The sequence below is a fragment of the Arthrobacter cheniae genome (genome assembly GCF_003602275.1).
Classification (GTDB): domain Bacteria; phylum Actinomycetota; class Actinomycetes; order Actinomycetales; family Micrococcaceae; genus Arthrobacter_D; species Arthrobacter_D cheniae.
In genome coordinates this window covers 36,281-51,649 of record NZ_QZVT01000013.1, presented here as the reverse complement: position 1 = coordinate 51,649, position 15,369 = coordinate 36,281, and the positions used below count along the sequence as shown (strand labels likewise).

Below are 15,369 nucleotides of genomic sequence, written 5' to 3'. Positions count from 1 at the left end.
GCATCCTTTCCTCGGCGCCTGTGTAGGGAGATCGCAATTTGTCCGGCAGCTGATCCTCACTACTTCTATGATCACGTTGATTCTTGCAGCAGCCTCTCGACCGCGGTGGTGCGGGTGCCGTCCGTGTCGATGATGCTTACGCCGGCGCCCTCAACGGTGGTGATGATGTCCGGGCGATTTCTGCGAGCCCGTCGATAGCGTCGTGGGCGGTCTGCTCGGGGAGGAGGTACCCGTTGCTGCGGCCGAAGATCGCCTGGAGTTCGCGAGGAGCCGAGGAATCGGGCGATGGATTGGAGGGTGTGGTGTTCACGGTAGACCTTCAGCTATCCAACGCAGGGGTGTCACCCCTGCTGGTAGGAGACTGTCGGCTCAACCGCGGTAGACCTCGCTCGCGCAGCATCTACCGCGTACTGTACTGCTGCACCCCCAGCGCCGGCTTGAAGAGCTTGTTGACCAACGAAGCCTTCAGGGTGCGTGATGCTGTCGGCTGCTGTCAGTCCACCCAGTGATCACGCCCCGGGCCCGTACGTCAATCTCTCACTCAGGTCGGGATCTCGGCCCGTGATCATCATTCATTCTCGTTCGGCGATTGTTTTCACGCTCATCACGAGGGCGTCCCACATGCCCTCCGCGTGTTGGGCTTCCTCGACGCTTGCATTGTTGTCCTGCGAAAGGGTCAGCTGCGTCGTGCCGGTTGCGCTTTCCAGAGTCCATGCGAGCGTGTGGTAGTTCTCAGGCTCATCCTTCCGGCCGCTCAGCGGACTGAAATGGGTTACTACCAGCCGCCGTCCGGGGTCACACTCAAGAACAATGCCCCGGTCCTCATACGCTGCGCCTTTCCACACGCCGTGCCAGGAGATCGGGCCGCCGATTTCCCACTCGGTAGCGACGTCCGTGCCGAACATGAATTCCTTGATCGCATCACGATCGGTCAGTACCGTCCACACGCGGCTTGTCGGTGCCTCGATCGAGATCGTCGACGTGGCGACGTATCCTGCACGCATCTGTCTTCCCTCTCCTCTGGTGGTCGACTGGCGATCGCACCACTCACTATGAGGCTACGCCGCCCAAAAACCGCCCCCAGGCTTAACCCCTTACCCCCTGCCAAACGTCGTGCGTTTCTTCTCAGCGAAGGATCCTTTGATGAGATAGCCAAATGCCTGAAACCGAATGTCTCAGGGGTAGCGATCCTTACTCCGATTTGACCTGCTCGTTGGAGCGCAGCGGCCTGTTGGCATAACCACCGCTATACCTGGTTGTGCGCGGCGTGCAGGCCTGAACATAAAAAGCCCGGCTGGAGTCGGTACCGGTTACTGCCGGATCACATCAAGGCCGAACAGGCCCGAGTAGAGTGCGCCTCATGGCGATGACCTACTTCCGCAAGATGACAAAACGCCAAGCTGCTACCGCCCTGGCCGAGTACCTGACCGAACGCCCCGTTGCCCTGCAGCGGCTGCGGGACGAACTCACCGCCCACGACCGGGATCCGGCCACCATACTCGACGGCAAAGCCGAGTCACTCACCCCGCTGTGGCTGTGGATCGCCACCCGCATCACGACAGTGGAGGACTACTCCACCCCCTTCGACCCGGATGCGCCGGCCCCTACCTGGTGGCCTTCGTGGGCCCGGTACTCCTCGGACCTCCGCAGGAGCACACCGGACGAGGTCGTGACACTACTGGACGGGTTCATCTCCTACCTCGGAGGCGTCGTCACAGCAGCCGCCCCGGAAGCCGTGTGGCAGATTGGCCAACACCGAATTAAGGCCTACGTCAACTACCACCATCCAGTGCTCGTTAGCTCGACCACCGACTATGATGGCCAGCTTTACCTACCACGCATGGTCGCCGTCACGGCCAGCCGACTGCGGCGCCACATGGACCCGCTACGCGACGACGAGTTCACCTCCTACGCAACCGGACTCATCACCCATCTTCGCGATGAGGTCGAAAGGGTCTCAGTGGTGGAAGAACCACTCGCAGAAGTCGGCGAGGAGGACGGAGTCTTCGACATCGGCCTACATGAAGAAATAGCCCACGAACACTCACAGAAAATAGACCGGATGATCAAAGACCTTGCCGCACAGCCAGGCATCGAATCCGTGCTCAGGGAGGACCGCGAGGTGGTGCTGGTGACCGCCCGCGACTGGGACGCCGAGCGGCTCGAGCGATGGGTCCTCAGCTGGCTCAAAGCCCGACTACCCGAGTTGAACTGACCCTCACCAGGCATACCGCCAGCTAATGACCCCGACTCTAAAGACAACCGCTTCTGAGCCCTGACTCAAACCGCCCCGCCAGTTCCAATCAAACAGCCAGGCTCAAGTTGACGCCCATAGGAGCATCAAGGTCGGGAGCATTGCAGGCGAGCACTTGCAAAGACCCTTCCCTACCAAGGAATCCCTTGATTGGACGCACGAGGTGGTCGAGGGGTGGACCAGTGACGTTCAGCATCAGCGGAGAATTCGGTGGCCAGGATAGGAAAAACAGGCCTTTGAAGAGTGTGGGGAACGCGGAGATGGGAAGTATCGGGTACGCCAGGGTCAGCACCGTGGAGCAGAACGCAAATCTGCAGCACGCAGCACTTACTGCTGCGGGCTGTGATCGGATCTTCACCGACCATGGGGTGAGCGGAACGACGGCCAGTCGGCCCGAGCTCGACAAGCTCCTCAATCACCTCCGGAGTGGGGATGAGGTCTTGGTGTGGAAACTGGATCGGCTGAGACGCAACACCCGGAACCTGCTGGCCCTCATAAATGGCCTGGAGACCAGGGGAGTGCACGCTCGCAGTGTCACCGAGGGGATCAGCATTACCGGACCAATGGGTCGGGCCATGCTCACCGTCATGTCTGCTTTCGCCCAGCTCGAGCGTGACCAGCTCGCCGAACGCACTAGCGCCTGTATGGCAGCGGCCAAGGAACACGGGCGAAAAGCCGGCCGGCGGGAAGTCACCGCCGATCATGCGAAGGTCAGACGTGCTCGGGACCTGAAAGCACAAGGACTCGCACCAGCAGATATTGGGAAGATCAATGGTGCCAGTCGGGCGACGGTGTACCGCTCCCTGAATATCGGAAGCGACGTGCCGTGACGCGAACCGGGCGCCGAGCACCGGTGTGGTCGGCTCCAGACCTCGACATGCATCCGCGGTGTCTCATCCCGGTGCTCTGCATCGCAGAGTCCCTACGGAATTGCTCCTAGGACGTTGTGCGGCGGAGCGTGTACGTCTCTCACGCGTGAGTTTCGTATCCGATGAGCCAGTGAAGACCGTGACGATCGATGACCTGACCGTCGGAAGCGCCCCATGGTTTGGGAGCGAGAGGATCAATCACCGCTCCGCCGGCTGAGAGCTTGTCGAACCACTCATGGGGGACCGCGGGTTCAGCGGTTCCCAGCAGCGAGAGCTTGAGGCCTTCTACATCTAGCCGCGCCATCGAAAGGGATGCGCAGCGAATGCGTCCGTCCGCCAGGCGCGTTGAATCAGTTCACCGACCGGCTGTCGACACGGTTCAGCGGGTACAAGTCCCCGCTGATACGTGTCCTTGGTGTCAGGGCGTGGCCAGGACGCTTAGGACATTGCCTGATGGGTCGGTGAACCAGGCAATGAGCGGCCCACCGTGCCGGTTCACGCCCTTACTGTCTGTCATTCCGTCGTAGTGGAGGAACTCCACGCCCTTCGCTTTGAGTTCATCGACCGCGGTGTCAACATCGGCCACCGGGAAGTTCAAGACCGTGAACGATGCCGGTTCGTGTGTGGCGCCCTTGGCATAGAGGAGGACGCGGTGATCGGTGCCCACATCAATCCATAGCATTCCGTGCTCTTCCGTGACAGGCAGCCCCAGTACGCCCTCGTAGAACGCCTTCGCTTCCGGGATCTGCCGCACGGAGAAACCGCTGAATGCCTTCGCTGCATCAATCATGCGCCCAGTGTTCCACTGCAATTCAACCGCTGCCAGCCCCACAGGCAGATCGGTCACCTTAAGTGGGGCTGCCCGGTGCACGGTGTACGCGGGCCGATGCATTCCATCCACAGTGGTTGTCGCGAACCGCCCGGCGAAGGGTGATTGGCAGCGGGTTGTCCACGCGCTACTGGACCTTCGGAAGTGCAGGGTAAGGGGTCGGTGGTGGGTTACTACGGGGGTCGAACTCTTCACGGCCTACTTCTTCGCCGAGCAACAAGGCACCAGTTGTCACCGTGCTTTGTTACCAGCGAAGGCTTGCGGTGTCCGACGCAAAAGGAAAGCCCCTCGTGAGGGGCTTCCAGGGATTGGGACAATCTGTTCTCGGTATTGGTCGGTGGTGATGCGCTCCTCCTCCCAGGGCCCGGTCGCCCCTCGACAATCCGATGGGAAAAAGGCTAATTGCTGCTGCCAACCGGGTGCAACCACCAGTAAGAGGTTGCATCCCGGCAGGTAATCCGTTTCACTTGCCTCCTTCTCCAGGAGGTGAAAGCCCACCGGTAGGACGGGATCGTACGAAGCGTTGCCTACGCCTAGTCCTACGCCCACGCTTACGGAGCCGTTATGTGTCCTGACCCCGGGGTGTGATGTGCTGATTTGGCTTCGAGGAACTCGCACAACGCCGCCGCCTGGGTGAGTTCCTTCGCGAGGTTCCGGAGTTTGGCTGCGCTCATGGTGAGGTCCCGTTCACGCGGCCCGAAGTTAACTTCCCAGTTCGGGTCACCGGGTCCGGCCGGGTAAAGGTAGACGTCCGAGGGCAAATCGGTCATTCGCATCACCACCAGCCCGGTGTCAGCTCCTGCTCCGCCGTCGTGACGGAGGACTTCAATACCACTGGGTGAGTCGTCGCTGGTCGCGATGAACTCGCGGACCCACTGCTCGAGGAGCTTCTTGCTGCGGTAAGGCACGACATAAACTCCTTTACCTGTTTTTGAGTACTGATTCTATGGTGCAGGGAGATAAGTGAGGTCAGGTAAGGGTTTGGGTGGTAGTCCTTCGCAGCTTCCGGTGATCCCTTGGCGCAGGGTCTGGCCTACCGATTCGATGATGCTGGCGGCGGGGTCCCGGAGTTTGATGGTGCGGGTGCTGGCAGCCTGGGCGAGGATCGCGAAAGCTTGTTCCTGGCTGAACTGGTTCTGGGTCATGATGACGCCGACCGCCGTACGGTCCAACGGCCCTTGGATACACGGCTGCTCGCATTACACATGTCACGGTCATGAGGCAAGGCCCGGGAAGGACTGGGAAAGACCGGTTGTCGGGGTGGTTGTGCTGGACCTCTGCTGCCCAGAGCCGAGAACACTAGGCCAACACGCGCCGCGCGCCGCAGGAGGTATTCCGGTGCGGAATCGACTCGAGGGCTCCTAGCAACACACTGGGCTGATGTTCGGCAGCTACACCCGGGTTCAGCGCGGTTCAGCTAATCGTTCGGTCATCAGCAGGTGTGTGAAGGCCAATGAGGTGCTCGCCCAGTCTTTTGATTCTTGAACTGCTGCCCGGGTCGATGCCGACACCGGAAACGACGGCGCCCTGCATGAGTACCAGCCAACAGTAGGAGAAGTCCTCCGGGTTCGTCAGTCCCATCGCCGCGGCGGCTTTTTCCACGCTAGAGCGGATGTCGTCCAGGTAGAGGAGAGCGGCAGCTCCGATGGCATGGCCCGGTCCGGTCTCCAACAGGGCGCGGATGTAGGGGCAGCCTGCGAAGTCCGGCGCGTGGAACCACTCGTCGAAGATGTCGAAGATCGCCAGCAATTGTCCCCGGGGAGTGTCGGAGCGGCGCTCGCACTCAGCGGCGAGGTAGCCGACGGTGAAGAGCTGCTGGCGGCGTTCGAAGAACGCCATGACGAGATCGTCCTTGGACGGGAAGTGGTGATAGAAGGTTGCTTTGGCGACGCCGGCCGTAGCGATGATCTCGTTCACGCCGACGGCCCGGACACCCTGCTGCAGGAAGAGGTCGTAGGACGTCGCCAGGATCCGCTCCCTGGCAGTCGTCGATGCTTGTGTTACCGCTGTCATCAGGAGCGTCCTTCGATACTTGGCCGGTTCCTCAATAATAGAGTAGACGGCCAAGTAGACAGACTGGTCTGTCCTTCCGATATGCTGGGGCATCCCGCTGTTCCCCCCAAACAGTCGGGGTTGGAGAGGCATAACACCCGATCCGCGCGGCGCCGGTGATGCAGAGATGCGGCGCCGGCACCGGCGCCTTCCCGAACGGGATGCAAGAGCTCGATTCCGAACTGGTAAGTGAGGAGCGGTCAATGGCGGCATCACCGATCATCGCTGGGAAGTTTCAGCTCGAGCGCGCCGAGGAGGGTGTGCTGACGCTGCGATGGGCGGAATCCTCCCACGTAACCGTCGAGGACGTCTGGGCGCTTGTGGACTCCATGCAACCACTGAGCGCTCGTGATTGCTCCCTGATGCTGGTCGATCTCAACAGCATGGTCACCCTGACCCGGCAGGCTCTTAACCTGCTCGCCGGGCTGAGGGACGTACCGATAGTCGCAGCAGTTGGCCGTTCCCCTGTGGAGAAGGTGCTCATCACGCACTTCCAGGCAGTTCATAGACCCTCCTACCTCATCGAGTATTTCGAGGACCGGGACGAGGCCCTTGCCTGGTTGCACCAACAACCAATAGCGCACCTGGCACTGCGAGCATGAAGACGCTGCTGCCGAACGCACCAAGAACAGGAGATCCTACTTCTGACCGGCACCCGGAAGCAGAGGGGCGTCCCCGGGAGACAAAGGGACACCCAGGAACGTACGGACGAAGTCGGCGGAGGACGAGAAGTGCTGGATGAGTATGTGCAGCAGTGGAGCGCGATCCAGACTGTACGGGCAGCCGGCCTGGGCCTTGAGGATATCTTCATGACGTTCTTGGCTCTTGCTGGGGATGCTGATGAGTTGGAGGTCGAAGGGTACTTTTCCGGCATCATGATGCTCCCGGCGCCGCAGCGAGACTTGCTGGCTCAGGCGGTGAATGAGCTGCTCGACAGCACCGGATCCACTGCCGATGGTGCACATTACAGTGACCAGTACTCGGCGTCCCTTTCCGGGCACAGCGATTACCTTCGCCCCCTGACCCTCTCCCCTGACCGGTACGACTTCAGTGCCTCACCCGTTGGGGACCACAGCACCAGCTCCGGAACCGTTGCCTTTAGTGCCGCTCACGCCACGGATCCGTTTGGGTGCGATCCTCATCTGAATGATGTCGAGTTCCGGCGCCTGCACGCGTTGTACGAATCACGGTTGCTCGAGTCCGGGGCGGAGGAACGCTTCGACCGGATCACCCGGCAGGCCCGGGATCATTTCGGGGTTAGTTCGGCGTCGATCACCCTGATCACGGAGGATTTGCAGGTCATCAAATCCGTCGTCGGGTCTCTGGGTCAGGACCTTCCCCGGAACCTCTCCCTGTGCGCGAGGACCATCGAGCAGGACCGTACCCTTGTCATTGCTGATGCCAGCACCGACCCGGAGTGGCGAGATCATCCCCTCGTCGCTGGCAGACCCGGGGTCCGCTTCTACGCCGGGCACCCTGTCTGCACCGCGGGCGGCTGGCGCATCGGCGCCCTCTGCCTCATGGATGACCGATCACGGACCTTCACTGAAAATGACGCGCAAGCACTCCGGTATCTGGCCGCGCAGGTACAGATGCAGATGTAGGTTCAACCGCGACTGGTTCAAATCTCATTGCGTGTCGCCGTTCAGGATCTGGTTGTTTGTGAAACTAGGGCGAGAGGCAATCCTCTGGCGCACGAGCGAGTCGCTGGGCTCGTTCTCGGGCGACTCGGCATGGTGCAAGTATGTCTTCGATGACCGTGCCGAAGGTGTTTTAGCGGCAAGGGGATCCTGGCGGTGTAGCTGGCGACCGCGCCGTCGGTACCGGTTCCGCGGGTCCCGATGCTCTTGGCCGCTTTGTCACCGATCGGCAGCCTGTGAGAAATGGGCCCAACGGCACCCCTCGCAAGGATCCGCCGGCCGGGTCGGTACTTTGTACCCTGTTGGTGCACGGCATGCTCAAGCTACCGTCGCTCGTCCGGTCAGGACAATCGGCCCCAGGACTCGCTGATGGTCTCTGGAAGCGGCCGCAGAGATGCCCACATCTGGAAGGAACCTCCTACTGATGACCCACCGAGCGCAGGAGTACGACGTCATTATCGCCGGGGGTGGACTTGCCGGGCGTAGCCTCGCTTGTTTCCTGAGCCGGGAACCAGCGCTGACCGGGACCCGGATCCTCATCGTCGACGACGCCGGAGATCACTACGCGCACCGTTCCCTGATCTACTGGCACGACAAGGCACTCCCGTTGCCCCTGGTACCCGTAGCCACGTTCATGAGCCTCGCAGTCGATGCAGGATCTGCTCAGCGGGTTCTGCCGCTCACGCGCCACCGCCTGTGCCTCACCTCCTCTCGGACCGTCTTCCGATGCCTCGACGACGTCATCGACGCCAACCCTCACGTCACGCGTCTTGACGCTCAGATTTCACGAGTACGAGCCCATAGAGGCTCTGTGGAGGTGGCCCTCTCCGATGGTCGGCTACTCACGGCGTCCTACTGCTTCGACAGCACCGTGCCCCCGCCCGGGATCAAGGCACCACTGCTCATGTCGGGGGAGGTCCGACGAATAAGGACTCCGCACGAGTCCTTCGACCCATCCATTGCCACGTTTATCGACTTCCGATCCGGGAACCACAACCCCGTGCATTTCCACTGTGTTCTGCCGGTATCAGACCGAGAAGCCTTCATCGAGGTCACCCGGATCATGCCAGGTAGGAGACCGGGCCCGGAATTCTCGTTCGAACAGGCGACGTCGGCCTACCTCCGCGAGGTCTGGGGCGTGAGCGAGTTTTCCACCTTGTCCGTGGAGCGGGGGTGCATCCCCTTGGGTATTCGCTCGAGTCCTTCCCGCGGCCGCCATGTGCGTATAGGAACGCCCTCCGGAGCTGTCAAGGCCACCACGGGATACGGCTTCACCCGGATCCTGCGTCAAACCCAACACATCGCCTCCTCCCTTGCGACCACGGGATCAGCTGATGTTCCCCGGCCGTCCCCACGTTTCCGTTGGTACGACAAGCCTGTCCTCAGGATGTGGAAGCACGATCCCGAACAGGCGGTGCAGTTCATGAAGGCCGCGTTCACCTCTGGAGACGCTGATCTCGTCCTTGATTTCCTTGATGAGCGCACCACTTTCGCAGAGGAGCAGCGGCTGCTTGGGTCCATGCCGGTCACGATGCTCCTGCAGCCACGCCTGTGGATCTGAATCGGGTAACCAGAACAAGAGATTGCTACAGAGGTCAGGAGGATCACCCCGACGTGAGTAGTGAAATCCCCAACCTTCGGTATCGCGGTGAGCACCGCCGTTCTCGTTCCTGGTGCTGTGTGCTTCCGCCGCCCGACGCACGACCAGGCATTCATGGCCCATGTGCTACGCCTCCTGTGCAGTGAATCAGGTGATGGCAGTGTCGGGACCTTCGACCCTGCCGCAGAGGAAATCTCGCTGGAAAACTGATCCTAATCGCCGTGGCGGCGTGTGCAGCCCACGAGACTTGCAACTCACCGGACACAACCGCCTGCGGCATCCGATAGGGCGAATTCGAGTACGGGCTGCCCAGGCGCGAGAGAGGCATTGAAATGGAACTTCTGTCACATACCAGGAGGGCCGTCGCCACGATTCTCGCGACGGGGATTCTAGTTCTCACTATGGGGCCGGGCTCAGCCGCCGCTTCCTCGACGTCGAGCTCGCTTTCCGCGCCGACCGCGCCTTTCGTGGTAAATGACGGTGAAGGCCCACAGCTTTACAGTGCCTCGGCCGTGAACATCACGAACGATGTTGATGGGGACGTGTATGCGGCCGGCCAGAGCGTTACCATCACCGGCGACATTACGGGTGACGTGATCGCGGCAGCCCAGAGCATCACCATCACCGGGAACGTTGACGGCAACGTCCGTCTTGCCGGGGACAACGTGACGATCAACGGTGACATCTCGCGCAGCGGAACCATCTTCGCGGCGACCGTCAATGTCAGCGATACAGGCTCGTTCGGTGACGATGTAGTGGGTGCCGCACAAGAGATAACAATCGCCGGGCCGGTGGGGCGGGATGTGCTGGTCAGTACCGAAAACCTCACCATCGACGGATCAGTCGGGGGCAACGTCACCTACAACAGCGACATCGACGCGCGCATCGCCGAAGGCGCAGTCAGTGGCACTGTGGAGCGAGTCGAGTCGTCGCAATCACCCACCGTCGAAGTCTCGCCCTGGGCCCTGTTCGGCAGCTGGTTCCTCGGGTTGCTTTATGCGCTGGTCGCGTTGAGCGTCATTACGGCCCTTACGGGACTGCTCCTTCCGCGCTTGTTGCACCGGGTGACCGATCACCTCGTTCCGGCGCCCTGGAAAGCGCTACTCGTCGGGCTCGTGGCCTCCATCACCGTCCCCATTGCGTTGCTGGTCATCCTGGTGACGATCATCGGGGCACCCCTCGCGCTTGCGGGCCTATTGGTGTGGCTCACCCTCACACTCGCAACATTCGTCTACGGCGCGTACTACATCGGGCGGCTCCTGTTCCGGGGCAACCAACCTCCCGTCGTGAAGGCTCTCGTCGGTGGTGCCATCCTCATTGTCGCGCTGCACATTCCGTGGCTGAACGTCGCGGTATGGGCCGCCATGGTGTTGATCGGCCTTGGAGCACAGCTTCTGGCGATTCACAGCCAGCGGCCATGGCACCGCACCCGGAGCGAAGGAGTCACCACACCACCCCCGCCCGCGGTGACGTCGACCACGGTCAAGGACCTCGCCGAAACACAGGCCTGATCGGACCGGCAGCCCGTCGCACCGGGTGCGACACCGTCCTGCGTACTTCAGATGTTCCAGACATCCCATTGCCGCGGCTGAAGGCCCCAAGCCCAAACGAAGCTCGACGTGTAGGACGGCCCCGCCAGCTTCGGGAGGTGGCCGGATGCAGAAGAGGGTGTAGTCATGGCCAGCACAACCGGGAGTACCAGCACAGCACCGCAGCGTCGAGACCGATCGGGATGCCGGTCCGTTCGCTGATCACCTTCTTCATCGCCTCGTTCGCCCTGTCTTGGGGGCGGGCGTACTCCACGTGGTGTTCCAGGTCCCGGGCCAACTGACGCTGCATCGCGCACTCGCGGCGGAACCCGGAGCACGTCAGGAGAAGCGGCTGCGGCATCCTCGATGCCGCGCACAACGGCACTTCCGCACCAAAATCATCCGTGTGCGGGAAGGGTCGCTCCCGTGGAAGTCCGGTCACGGGGCCTTCGTTGCCGTGAGGATGTCGGACATGAGTTTGGCGAATTGTCCGGGTTCGTCGAACGGTGGTGTGTGCCCCGAGTCGGGGAACCGGATGTAGTCCTTGGTGGGGGCGGCAAGGAGGTCGTACCACTCCCGCGCCAGTGTTTCCCGTCCGGCTGCTTCGTATCGGCCCTCGACGATGTAGACGGGGACGTCGAGCGTGGTGACGTCGGTGCGGAAGTCCGTGCGGCTCAGTTGCGGGTACAGGACGTCGAAGGTCTCCGCGATCGCAGCCATTCCGCGCAGTTGCTCCAGGAGAGTGTATTCGCCGACGAAGAAACTGAAGGGGTATCCCGATGACGCACTGAAATCGGACCCGTGCTGGAAGTTCATCAGCTTCGGGTTCGAGGCGATGGCCACGGGGTAGTCCAGGGTGTTCTCGTAGGGTGGCTCGCCGAGGTCCTGCAATGCCGTCACCGTGTCGTCGTCGCCACGGGCCTGCGCGTCTTTCAGGCTTTCGGCATACATCAACTGGTCGGTTTCGAACGGATCGACCATCTGGCCGGTGCCGACATAGGCGTGGAACAACCCGGGGGAGCGTTGGACCGCCAGGGTCCCCAGTATTGTTCCCCAGGAGCTGCCGACCAGATAAATCTTCTGCTCACCGAATCGGCTCCGGAGGTACTCGGTGACTTCGAGCGTGTCCTTCACCATCTGCTCGACGGTCAGGGTGGACGTCGGCTCCAGCGCGTCATTGGACTTTCCCGTGCCTCTCTGGTCCCAGGTGGCGACGACGAAGTCCTGCTCCAGGTCCTGGCCGGAGTTGCGGATCCGACCGATACCGGTGCCTCCGGGTCCTCCCTCCAGATACAGCAGGACGGGGGCTTCGGTAGAGGCACCGCGGAGCAGAATAGCCTGGTCATGGCCGCCGACCGGTACGTCGACGATCTCGGCGATGCTCCCCGCCACTGGCCCATCAGCTCCGATGATCGCCGGGGTGGACGCAGGGCGGATGAGACCCGCGGCGAGCACGATCACAGCGGCCGTCGCGATGGCCAGCACACCGAAGCGGACCAAAGGGCGCCCGCGGACGCCGGACCGCACGGGACGGCCGTACCGCCGCGCCAGAACGAGACCCCAGCCACAGCCGACGATCAACGGCAGGAGCATCAGGAGCGCGTCGATTCCCCGGCCGCCGACCAGCGCGATGATGCCGTAGGTCCCGCTGAGGTCGATGCCGTCCACCGTCGGACCGTCGACGCGGATGCGCGCCAGCTCGAAGACACCCATGAACGTGACCGGGGCGATCAGCAGGATCCACGCGGTCCGGGCGAGCCAGCCCGCCCCCAGTCCCGCCATCAGGGCCACTGCCAGGGTAAGGACCGCGGCCGCAGTTGTCACCGGCCCGCGCGGCAGGAGCCACCCCGCCATGAGTCCCGCGAGCAGGACCACCAGCACGCCAACCAGCAGGCGAAGGGGAAAATTCTTCGATAGGGGAGAGGGGATGGTGTGTTCTTGAACCAATTGCATGTCGACTCGCGTCCTGGACGGTGGCGAGGCGACCGCCCCACCACGCCCGTCTTCATCGTTCCTGAGAGGCTTGGATGCACGCGACAGGTGAGTCCCAAGATTCATCCTGAACGGATGATGCGGTTGTGGGGCGCCTGCCTCGGTGCTGGTTCGCTGTTACACAGTTGGGTGGTTCGTGCGGCTCTGGAAAGCCTTGCTCTCCACGGTAGCCAGCGACGAACCCGGAAGTCAGGGCCGAAAGACCCGAGTCCGGCGGGGAGGGAACCCTCGCATGACGGGCACCCGGCTGCAGGTGCCGCGACCGGGCAAATACGCGGTGGTTGAGGCGCCAAGTGGCGTGTGTTCCAGATCAGGTGTGCGCTGGTGCCGGACGGCGTTTGGGGGAGAGGGCTTTCGTGAGGCTGATTCTGGAGGTGTAGGAAATGGAGCCGTATTGGAAGAGTTTCACGGCCAGGCGGAGCATGATCGCGGATCCGATGAACAGGATCGAGATGACGATTCCGGCTTCAAGGAGGTCCAGGGACCCGAATCCGTTGCGCAGCATCGCGGTCACCGGTGCCGAGTAGGGGAAGTAGGTGAAGAGCTGCACGATGAGGGCCTGGGGGTTGGAGACGATCAGGGGCACCGCGTAGGCGGGCACGAAGAGCAGGGCGATCATGATGCCCATGAAGTTCCGGGCTTCCTTGGCGGTGGGCATGATCGTCCCCAGGGCCACGAGAGTGGTGGTGAAAAGACTGAAACCTCCGACCATGAGGAGGAATCCGACGGTTATGGTCTGCGGGTCGAAGATCAGGGTCGAGAGATCGACGTCGGGAATGTGGATCTGTTGGCGGAAGAACAGGTACCCGATGATCATCGGTGCGGAGAACAGGATGATCTGCAGGGCTCCGAGCAGAAACAGGGAAATGACTTTGCCGCTGATGAGGGTGGTGGGGTTCAGGGTGGTCAGGATCATCTCGGTGACCCTGTTCTCCTTCTCCTCGAGGGTGGAGGCGAGCATCTGCCCGGCGAGGAGGACGATCAGGGCGTAGAAGATCACGATGTAGAACATCGGCGGGATGATCGCGTTGATACCACCGGCTTCGGCTTCGGCACCGTCGGCGTAGGTGATGACCTCCACCACGGGCTCGGCCTGGGTCAGGGCCACCACGGCCGGGTCCTCGATGCGGGCCTGGACCGCGGTGTCGAGCATCGCTTGGGCGACGGCGGAGTACTTCCCGTTCTCGAAAATTCCCTCATCCACCCCATACACCCGGATCGGTTGGGTGACCGGGTTAACGGGAAAGACGAAGTACGCGTCCAGGGACTCGTTCCTCACTGCGGCAATCGCCTGCTCTTGGGCGGGTGCTGGTTCGGCGCCGAATGCGGCGGCCTGCTCGGGGGTGATAAACCCGGAGGCGTCCGTGTAGGAGATGCTGAACTGCGCGTCGCCCCGGGCATCGGTGGCGGCGCTGGTGGAGGAATTGGACAGGTAGATCAGGGCTATGACGATGCCCATGACGACCGGCACGGACAGGGTTCCGATCCAGAACCGGGACTTGGTGATGGTGCGGAAGAACTCGAACGAGACGACGGTGGAGAGGTTGTGGCGGGCCATTTGGGGTTACGCTCCCGCCGGTTGCAGGGTAGTGGGCTCGCCGGCGCGATGGCTTGACGCCTGCCTGGAACCAGTGCCGGGATGCTCGTTCTGGTCCCCGTAGACCTGCAGGAAGATATCCTCCAGGGAGGTTTTCGCGGTGGTGAAACTGCGGACCCTGACTCCGGCCTGGACGAGCTGGCGCAGGACGTCGGCTTCGTCCTGGTCATCGGCCAGGGACAGTTCGGCGTCGTTGTGGCCCACCCGTATCGGCTCATACAGATTCGAGGCCGGGATGGTGCCCGTATATGTCAGGCGGACACTCCGGCCCCAGTACTGGTTCTGCACTGCGTCGATGGTGCCGTATGCCTCGGCGCGCCCGTTCTTGAGCAGGATCACCCGGTCACAGAGCCGCTCGACTTCCTCCATCTGGTGGGTGACCATGACCACGGTCGCCCCCTGAAGTCTCTGTTCCTCGATGATGTCCATGAGCAGGTGCCGGTTCACTGGATCAAAACCCTTCGTGGGCTCATCCAGGATCAGCAGTTCGGGGGAATTCATGATTGTCACCCCCAACTGGACTTTCTGCTGCTGGCCGCCGGAGAGCTTGTCCAACCGGGATGATGCCTTGTCGGCTAGGGCAACCCGCTCCAGGTAACCCATCGACCAGGTGCGGGCCTGATCCCGACTAAGGCCCTTCAGCCGCCCGAAGTAGGTCATCGTGTCAATAACCTTTTCCTTCTTATACAGGCCCCGCTCCTCGGGCAGGTAGCCGAGCCGGCCGCCTTCCTCAGGCCGGAAGGGCCGGCCTTTGATGTGGAGGTTCCCCGAGGTCGGCTGATAGATTCCCAGCAGCGCACGGATGGTCGTGGTCTTTCCGGATCCGTTGCTGCCCAAGAACCCGAACGTCTCCCCGGCTCGGACCTCGAACGAGAGATCCTCCACGACCGTCGCCTGCCCGAAATCCATCCGAAAATGCTCGACACGAACTAACGCCTCATCCACCCTGCACCCCTGCAGACCTGCGGAACCAGTTACTGCCAGCCCGCCTTGAGGCGATACTGCCG

16 protein-coding genes and 1 pseudogene are annotated in these 15,369 nt (G+C 62.2%); 6 read left to right on the top strand and 11 right to left on the bottom strand.

All coding sequences use genetic code 11. The features are described 5' to 3' along the window. Positions 1-136: 136 nt before the first annotated feature. Positions 137-310 carry a hypothetical protein gene (locus D6T63_RS19385; RefSeq protein WP_182977085.1) on the bottom strand — a complete coding sequence of 58 codons (174 nt, stop codon included), beginning with the start codon at positions 308-310 and terminating at the stop codon, positions 137-139. Between the two features lie 262 nt (positions 311-572). Then, a complete protein-coding gene (locus tag D6T63_RS17065) occupies positions 573-1,004 on the bottom strand; it encodes an SRPBCC domain-containing protein (RefSeq protein ID WP_120150314.1) in 432 nt (143 codons plus the stop codon). A gap of 356 nt (positions 1,005-1,360) precedes the next feature. Here D6T63_RS17065 and D6T63_RS17060 point away from each other — a divergent pair, with 356 nt between their 5' ends. Further along, a complete protein-coding gene (locus tag D6T63_RS17060) occupies positions 1,361-2,215 on the top strand; it encodes a hypothetical protein (RefSeq protein WP_147394419.1) in 855 nt (284 codons plus the stop codon). A gap of 299 nt (positions 2,216-2,514) precedes the next feature. Next, positions 2,515-3,084 (top strand): recombinase family protein, encoded by a 570-nt coding sequence (locus D6T63_RS17055; RefSeq protein WP_120150351.1) that lies wholly within the window; start codon positions 2,515-2,517, stop codon positions 3,082-3,084. A gap of 139 nt (positions 3,085-3,223) precedes the next feature. Here the strand turns inward: D6T63_RS17055 and D6T63_RS19885 are convergent. The 5 genes and pseudogenes from D6T63_RS19885 to D6T63_RS17030 form a co-directional block, all read right to left on the bottom strand. After that, positions 3,224-3,409 (bottom strand): annotated as a pseudogene (locus tag D6T63_RS19885) (VOC family protein); the annotation flags it as partial. Between the two features lie 132 nt (positions 3,410-3,541). Then, positions 3,542-3,913 carry a VOC family protein gene (locus D6T63_RS17045; protein WP_120150310.1) on the bottom strand — a complete coding sequence of 124 codons (372 nt, stop codon included), beginning with the start codon at positions 3,911-3,913 and terminating at the stop codon, positions 3,542-3,544. Positions 3,914-4,503: 590 nt separating this feature from the next. After that, entirely contained in the window at positions 4,504-4,860 is a 357-nt protein-coding gene (locus D6T63_RS17040) for a hypothetical protein (protein WP_120150308.1), read from the bottom strand. 36 nt (positions 4,861-4,896) lie between these two features. After that, a complete protein-coding gene (locus D6T63_RS17035; protein ID WP_268878033.1) occupies positions 4,897-5,124 on the bottom strand; it encodes an ANTAR domain-containing protein in 228 nt (75 codons plus the stop codon). Positions 5,125-5,365: 241 nt separating this feature from the next. Further along, a complete protein-coding gene (locus tag D6T63_RS17030; RefSeq protein ID WP_182977084.1) occupies positions 5,366-5,965 on the bottom strand; it encodes a TetR/AcrR family transcriptional regulator in 600 nt (199 codons plus the stop codon). Positions 5,966-6,207: 242 nt separating this feature from the next. Between D6T63_RS17030 and D6T63_RS17025 the strand changes: the two genes are divergently transcribed. The 4 genes from D6T63_RS17025 to D6T63_RS17005 all read left to right on the top strand — a co-directional run bounded on the left by D6T63_RS17025 (position 6,208) and on the right by D6T63_RS17005 (position 10,755). Continuing rightward, entirely contained in the window at positions 6,208-6,606 is a 399-nt protein-coding gene (locus tag D6T63_RS17025; RefSeq protein WP_182977083.1) for a DUF7793 family protein, read from the top strand. A gap of 207 nt (positions 6,607-6,813) precedes the next feature. Continuing rightward, positions 6,814-7,608 carry a GAF domain-containing protein gene (locus tag D6T63_RS17020; protein ID WP_147394418.1) on the top strand — a complete coding sequence of 265 codons (795 nt, stop codon included), beginning with the start codon at positions 6,814-6,816 and terminating at the stop codon, positions 7,606-7,608. 460 nt (positions 7,609-8,068) lie between these two features. Beyond that, the gene (locus D6T63_RS17015; protein WP_182977082.1) at positions 8,069-9,205 is read left to right on the top strand and encodes a lycopene cyclase family protein; all 1,137 of its coding nucleotides are present in this window, start codon (positions 8,069-8,071) and stop codon (positions 9,203-9,205) included. A gap of 551 nt (positions 9,206-9,756) precedes the next feature. After that, a complete protein-coding gene (locus tag D6T63_RS17005; protein ID WP_182977081.1) occupies positions 9,757-10,755 on the top strand; it encodes a bactofilin family protein in 999 nt (332 codons plus the stop codon). A gap of 163 nt (positions 10,756-10,918) precedes the next feature. On the opposite strand, the gene D6T63_RS17000 is transcribed toward D6T63_RS17005, so the two are convergent. From D6T63_RS17000 to D6T63_RS16985, 4 genes are all read right to left on the bottom strand, one after another. Then, positions 10,919-11,134 (bottom strand): hypothetical protein, encoded by a 216-nt coding sequence (locus D6T63_RS17000; protein WP_120150294.1) that lies wholly within the window; start codon positions 11,132-11,134, stop codon positions 10,919-10,921. Positions 11,135-11,211: 77 nt separating this feature from the next. Next, positions 11,212-12,726, bottom strand: a complete 1,515-nt coding sequence (locus D6T63_RS16995; RefSeq protein WP_182977080.1) for an alpha/beta fold hydrolase — start codon at positions 12,724-12,726, stop codon at positions 11,212-11,214. A gap of 349 nt (positions 12,727-13,075) precedes the next feature. Continuing rightward, positions 13,076-14,323, bottom strand: a complete 1,248-nt coding sequence (locus D6T63_RS16990; protein ID WP_120150290.1) for an ABC transporter permease — start codon at positions 14,321-14,323, stop codon at positions 13,076-13,078. A gap of 6 nt (positions 14,324-14,329) precedes the next feature. Continuing rightward, complete coding sequence (locus D6T63_RS16985) at positions 14,330-15,271, bottom strand: ABC transporter ATP-binding protein (RefSeq protein WP_120150288.1); 942 nt, start codon at positions 15,269-15,271, stop codon at positions 14,330-14,332. Positions 15,272-15,369: the final 98 nt, after the last annotated feature.

Coding starts and splice junctions, on each gene's coding strand:
- D6T63_RS17025 (WP_182977083.1), top strand. CDS start 6,208: ATGGCGGCATCACCGATCATCGCTGGGAAGTTTCAGCTCGAGCGCGCC.
- D6T63_RS16985 (WP_120150288.1), bottom strand. CDS start 15,271: ATGGATTTCGGGCAGGCGACGGTCGTGGAGGATCTCTCGTTCGAGGTC.
- D6T63_RS17055 (WP_120150351.1), top strand. CDS start 2,515: ATGGGAAGTATCGGGTACGCCAGGGTCAGCACCGTGGAGCAGAACGCA.
- D6T63_RS17045 (WP_120150310.1), bottom strand. CDS start 3,913: ATGATTGATGCAGCGAAGGCATTCAGCGGTTTCTCCGTGCGGCAGATC.
- D6T63_RS17030 (WP_182977084.1), bottom strand. CDS start 5,965: ATGACAGCGGTAACACAAGCATCGACGACTGCCAGGGAGCGGATCCTG.
- D6T63_RS16990 (WP_120150290.1), bottom strand. CDS start 14,323: ATGGCCCGCCACAACCTCTCCACCGTCGTCTCGTTCGAGTTCTTCCGC.
- D6T63_RS17060 (WP_147394419.1), top strand. CDS start 1,361: ATGGCGATGACCTACTTCCGCAAGATGACAAAACGCCAAGCTGCTACC.
- D6T63_RS16995 (WP_182977080.1), bottom strand. CDS start 12,726: ATGCAATTGGTTCAAGAACACACCATCCCCTCTCCCCTATCGAAGAAT.
- D6T63_RS17065 (WP_120150314.1), bottom strand. CDS start 1,004: ATGCGTGCAGGATACGTCGCCACGTCGACGATCTCGATCGAGGCACCG.
- D6T63_RS17020 (WP_147394418.1), top strand. CDS start 6,814: ATGACGTTCTTGGCTCTTGCTGGGGATGCTGATGAGTTGGAGGTCGAA.
- D6T63_RS17015 (WP_182977082.1), top strand. CDS start 8,069: ATGACCCACCGAGCGCAGGAGTACGACGTCATTATCGCCGGGGGTGGA.
- D6T63_RS17000 (WP_120150294.1), bottom strand. CDS start 11,134: ATGCCGCAGCCGCTTCTCCTGACGTGCTCCGGGTTCCGCCGCGAGTGC.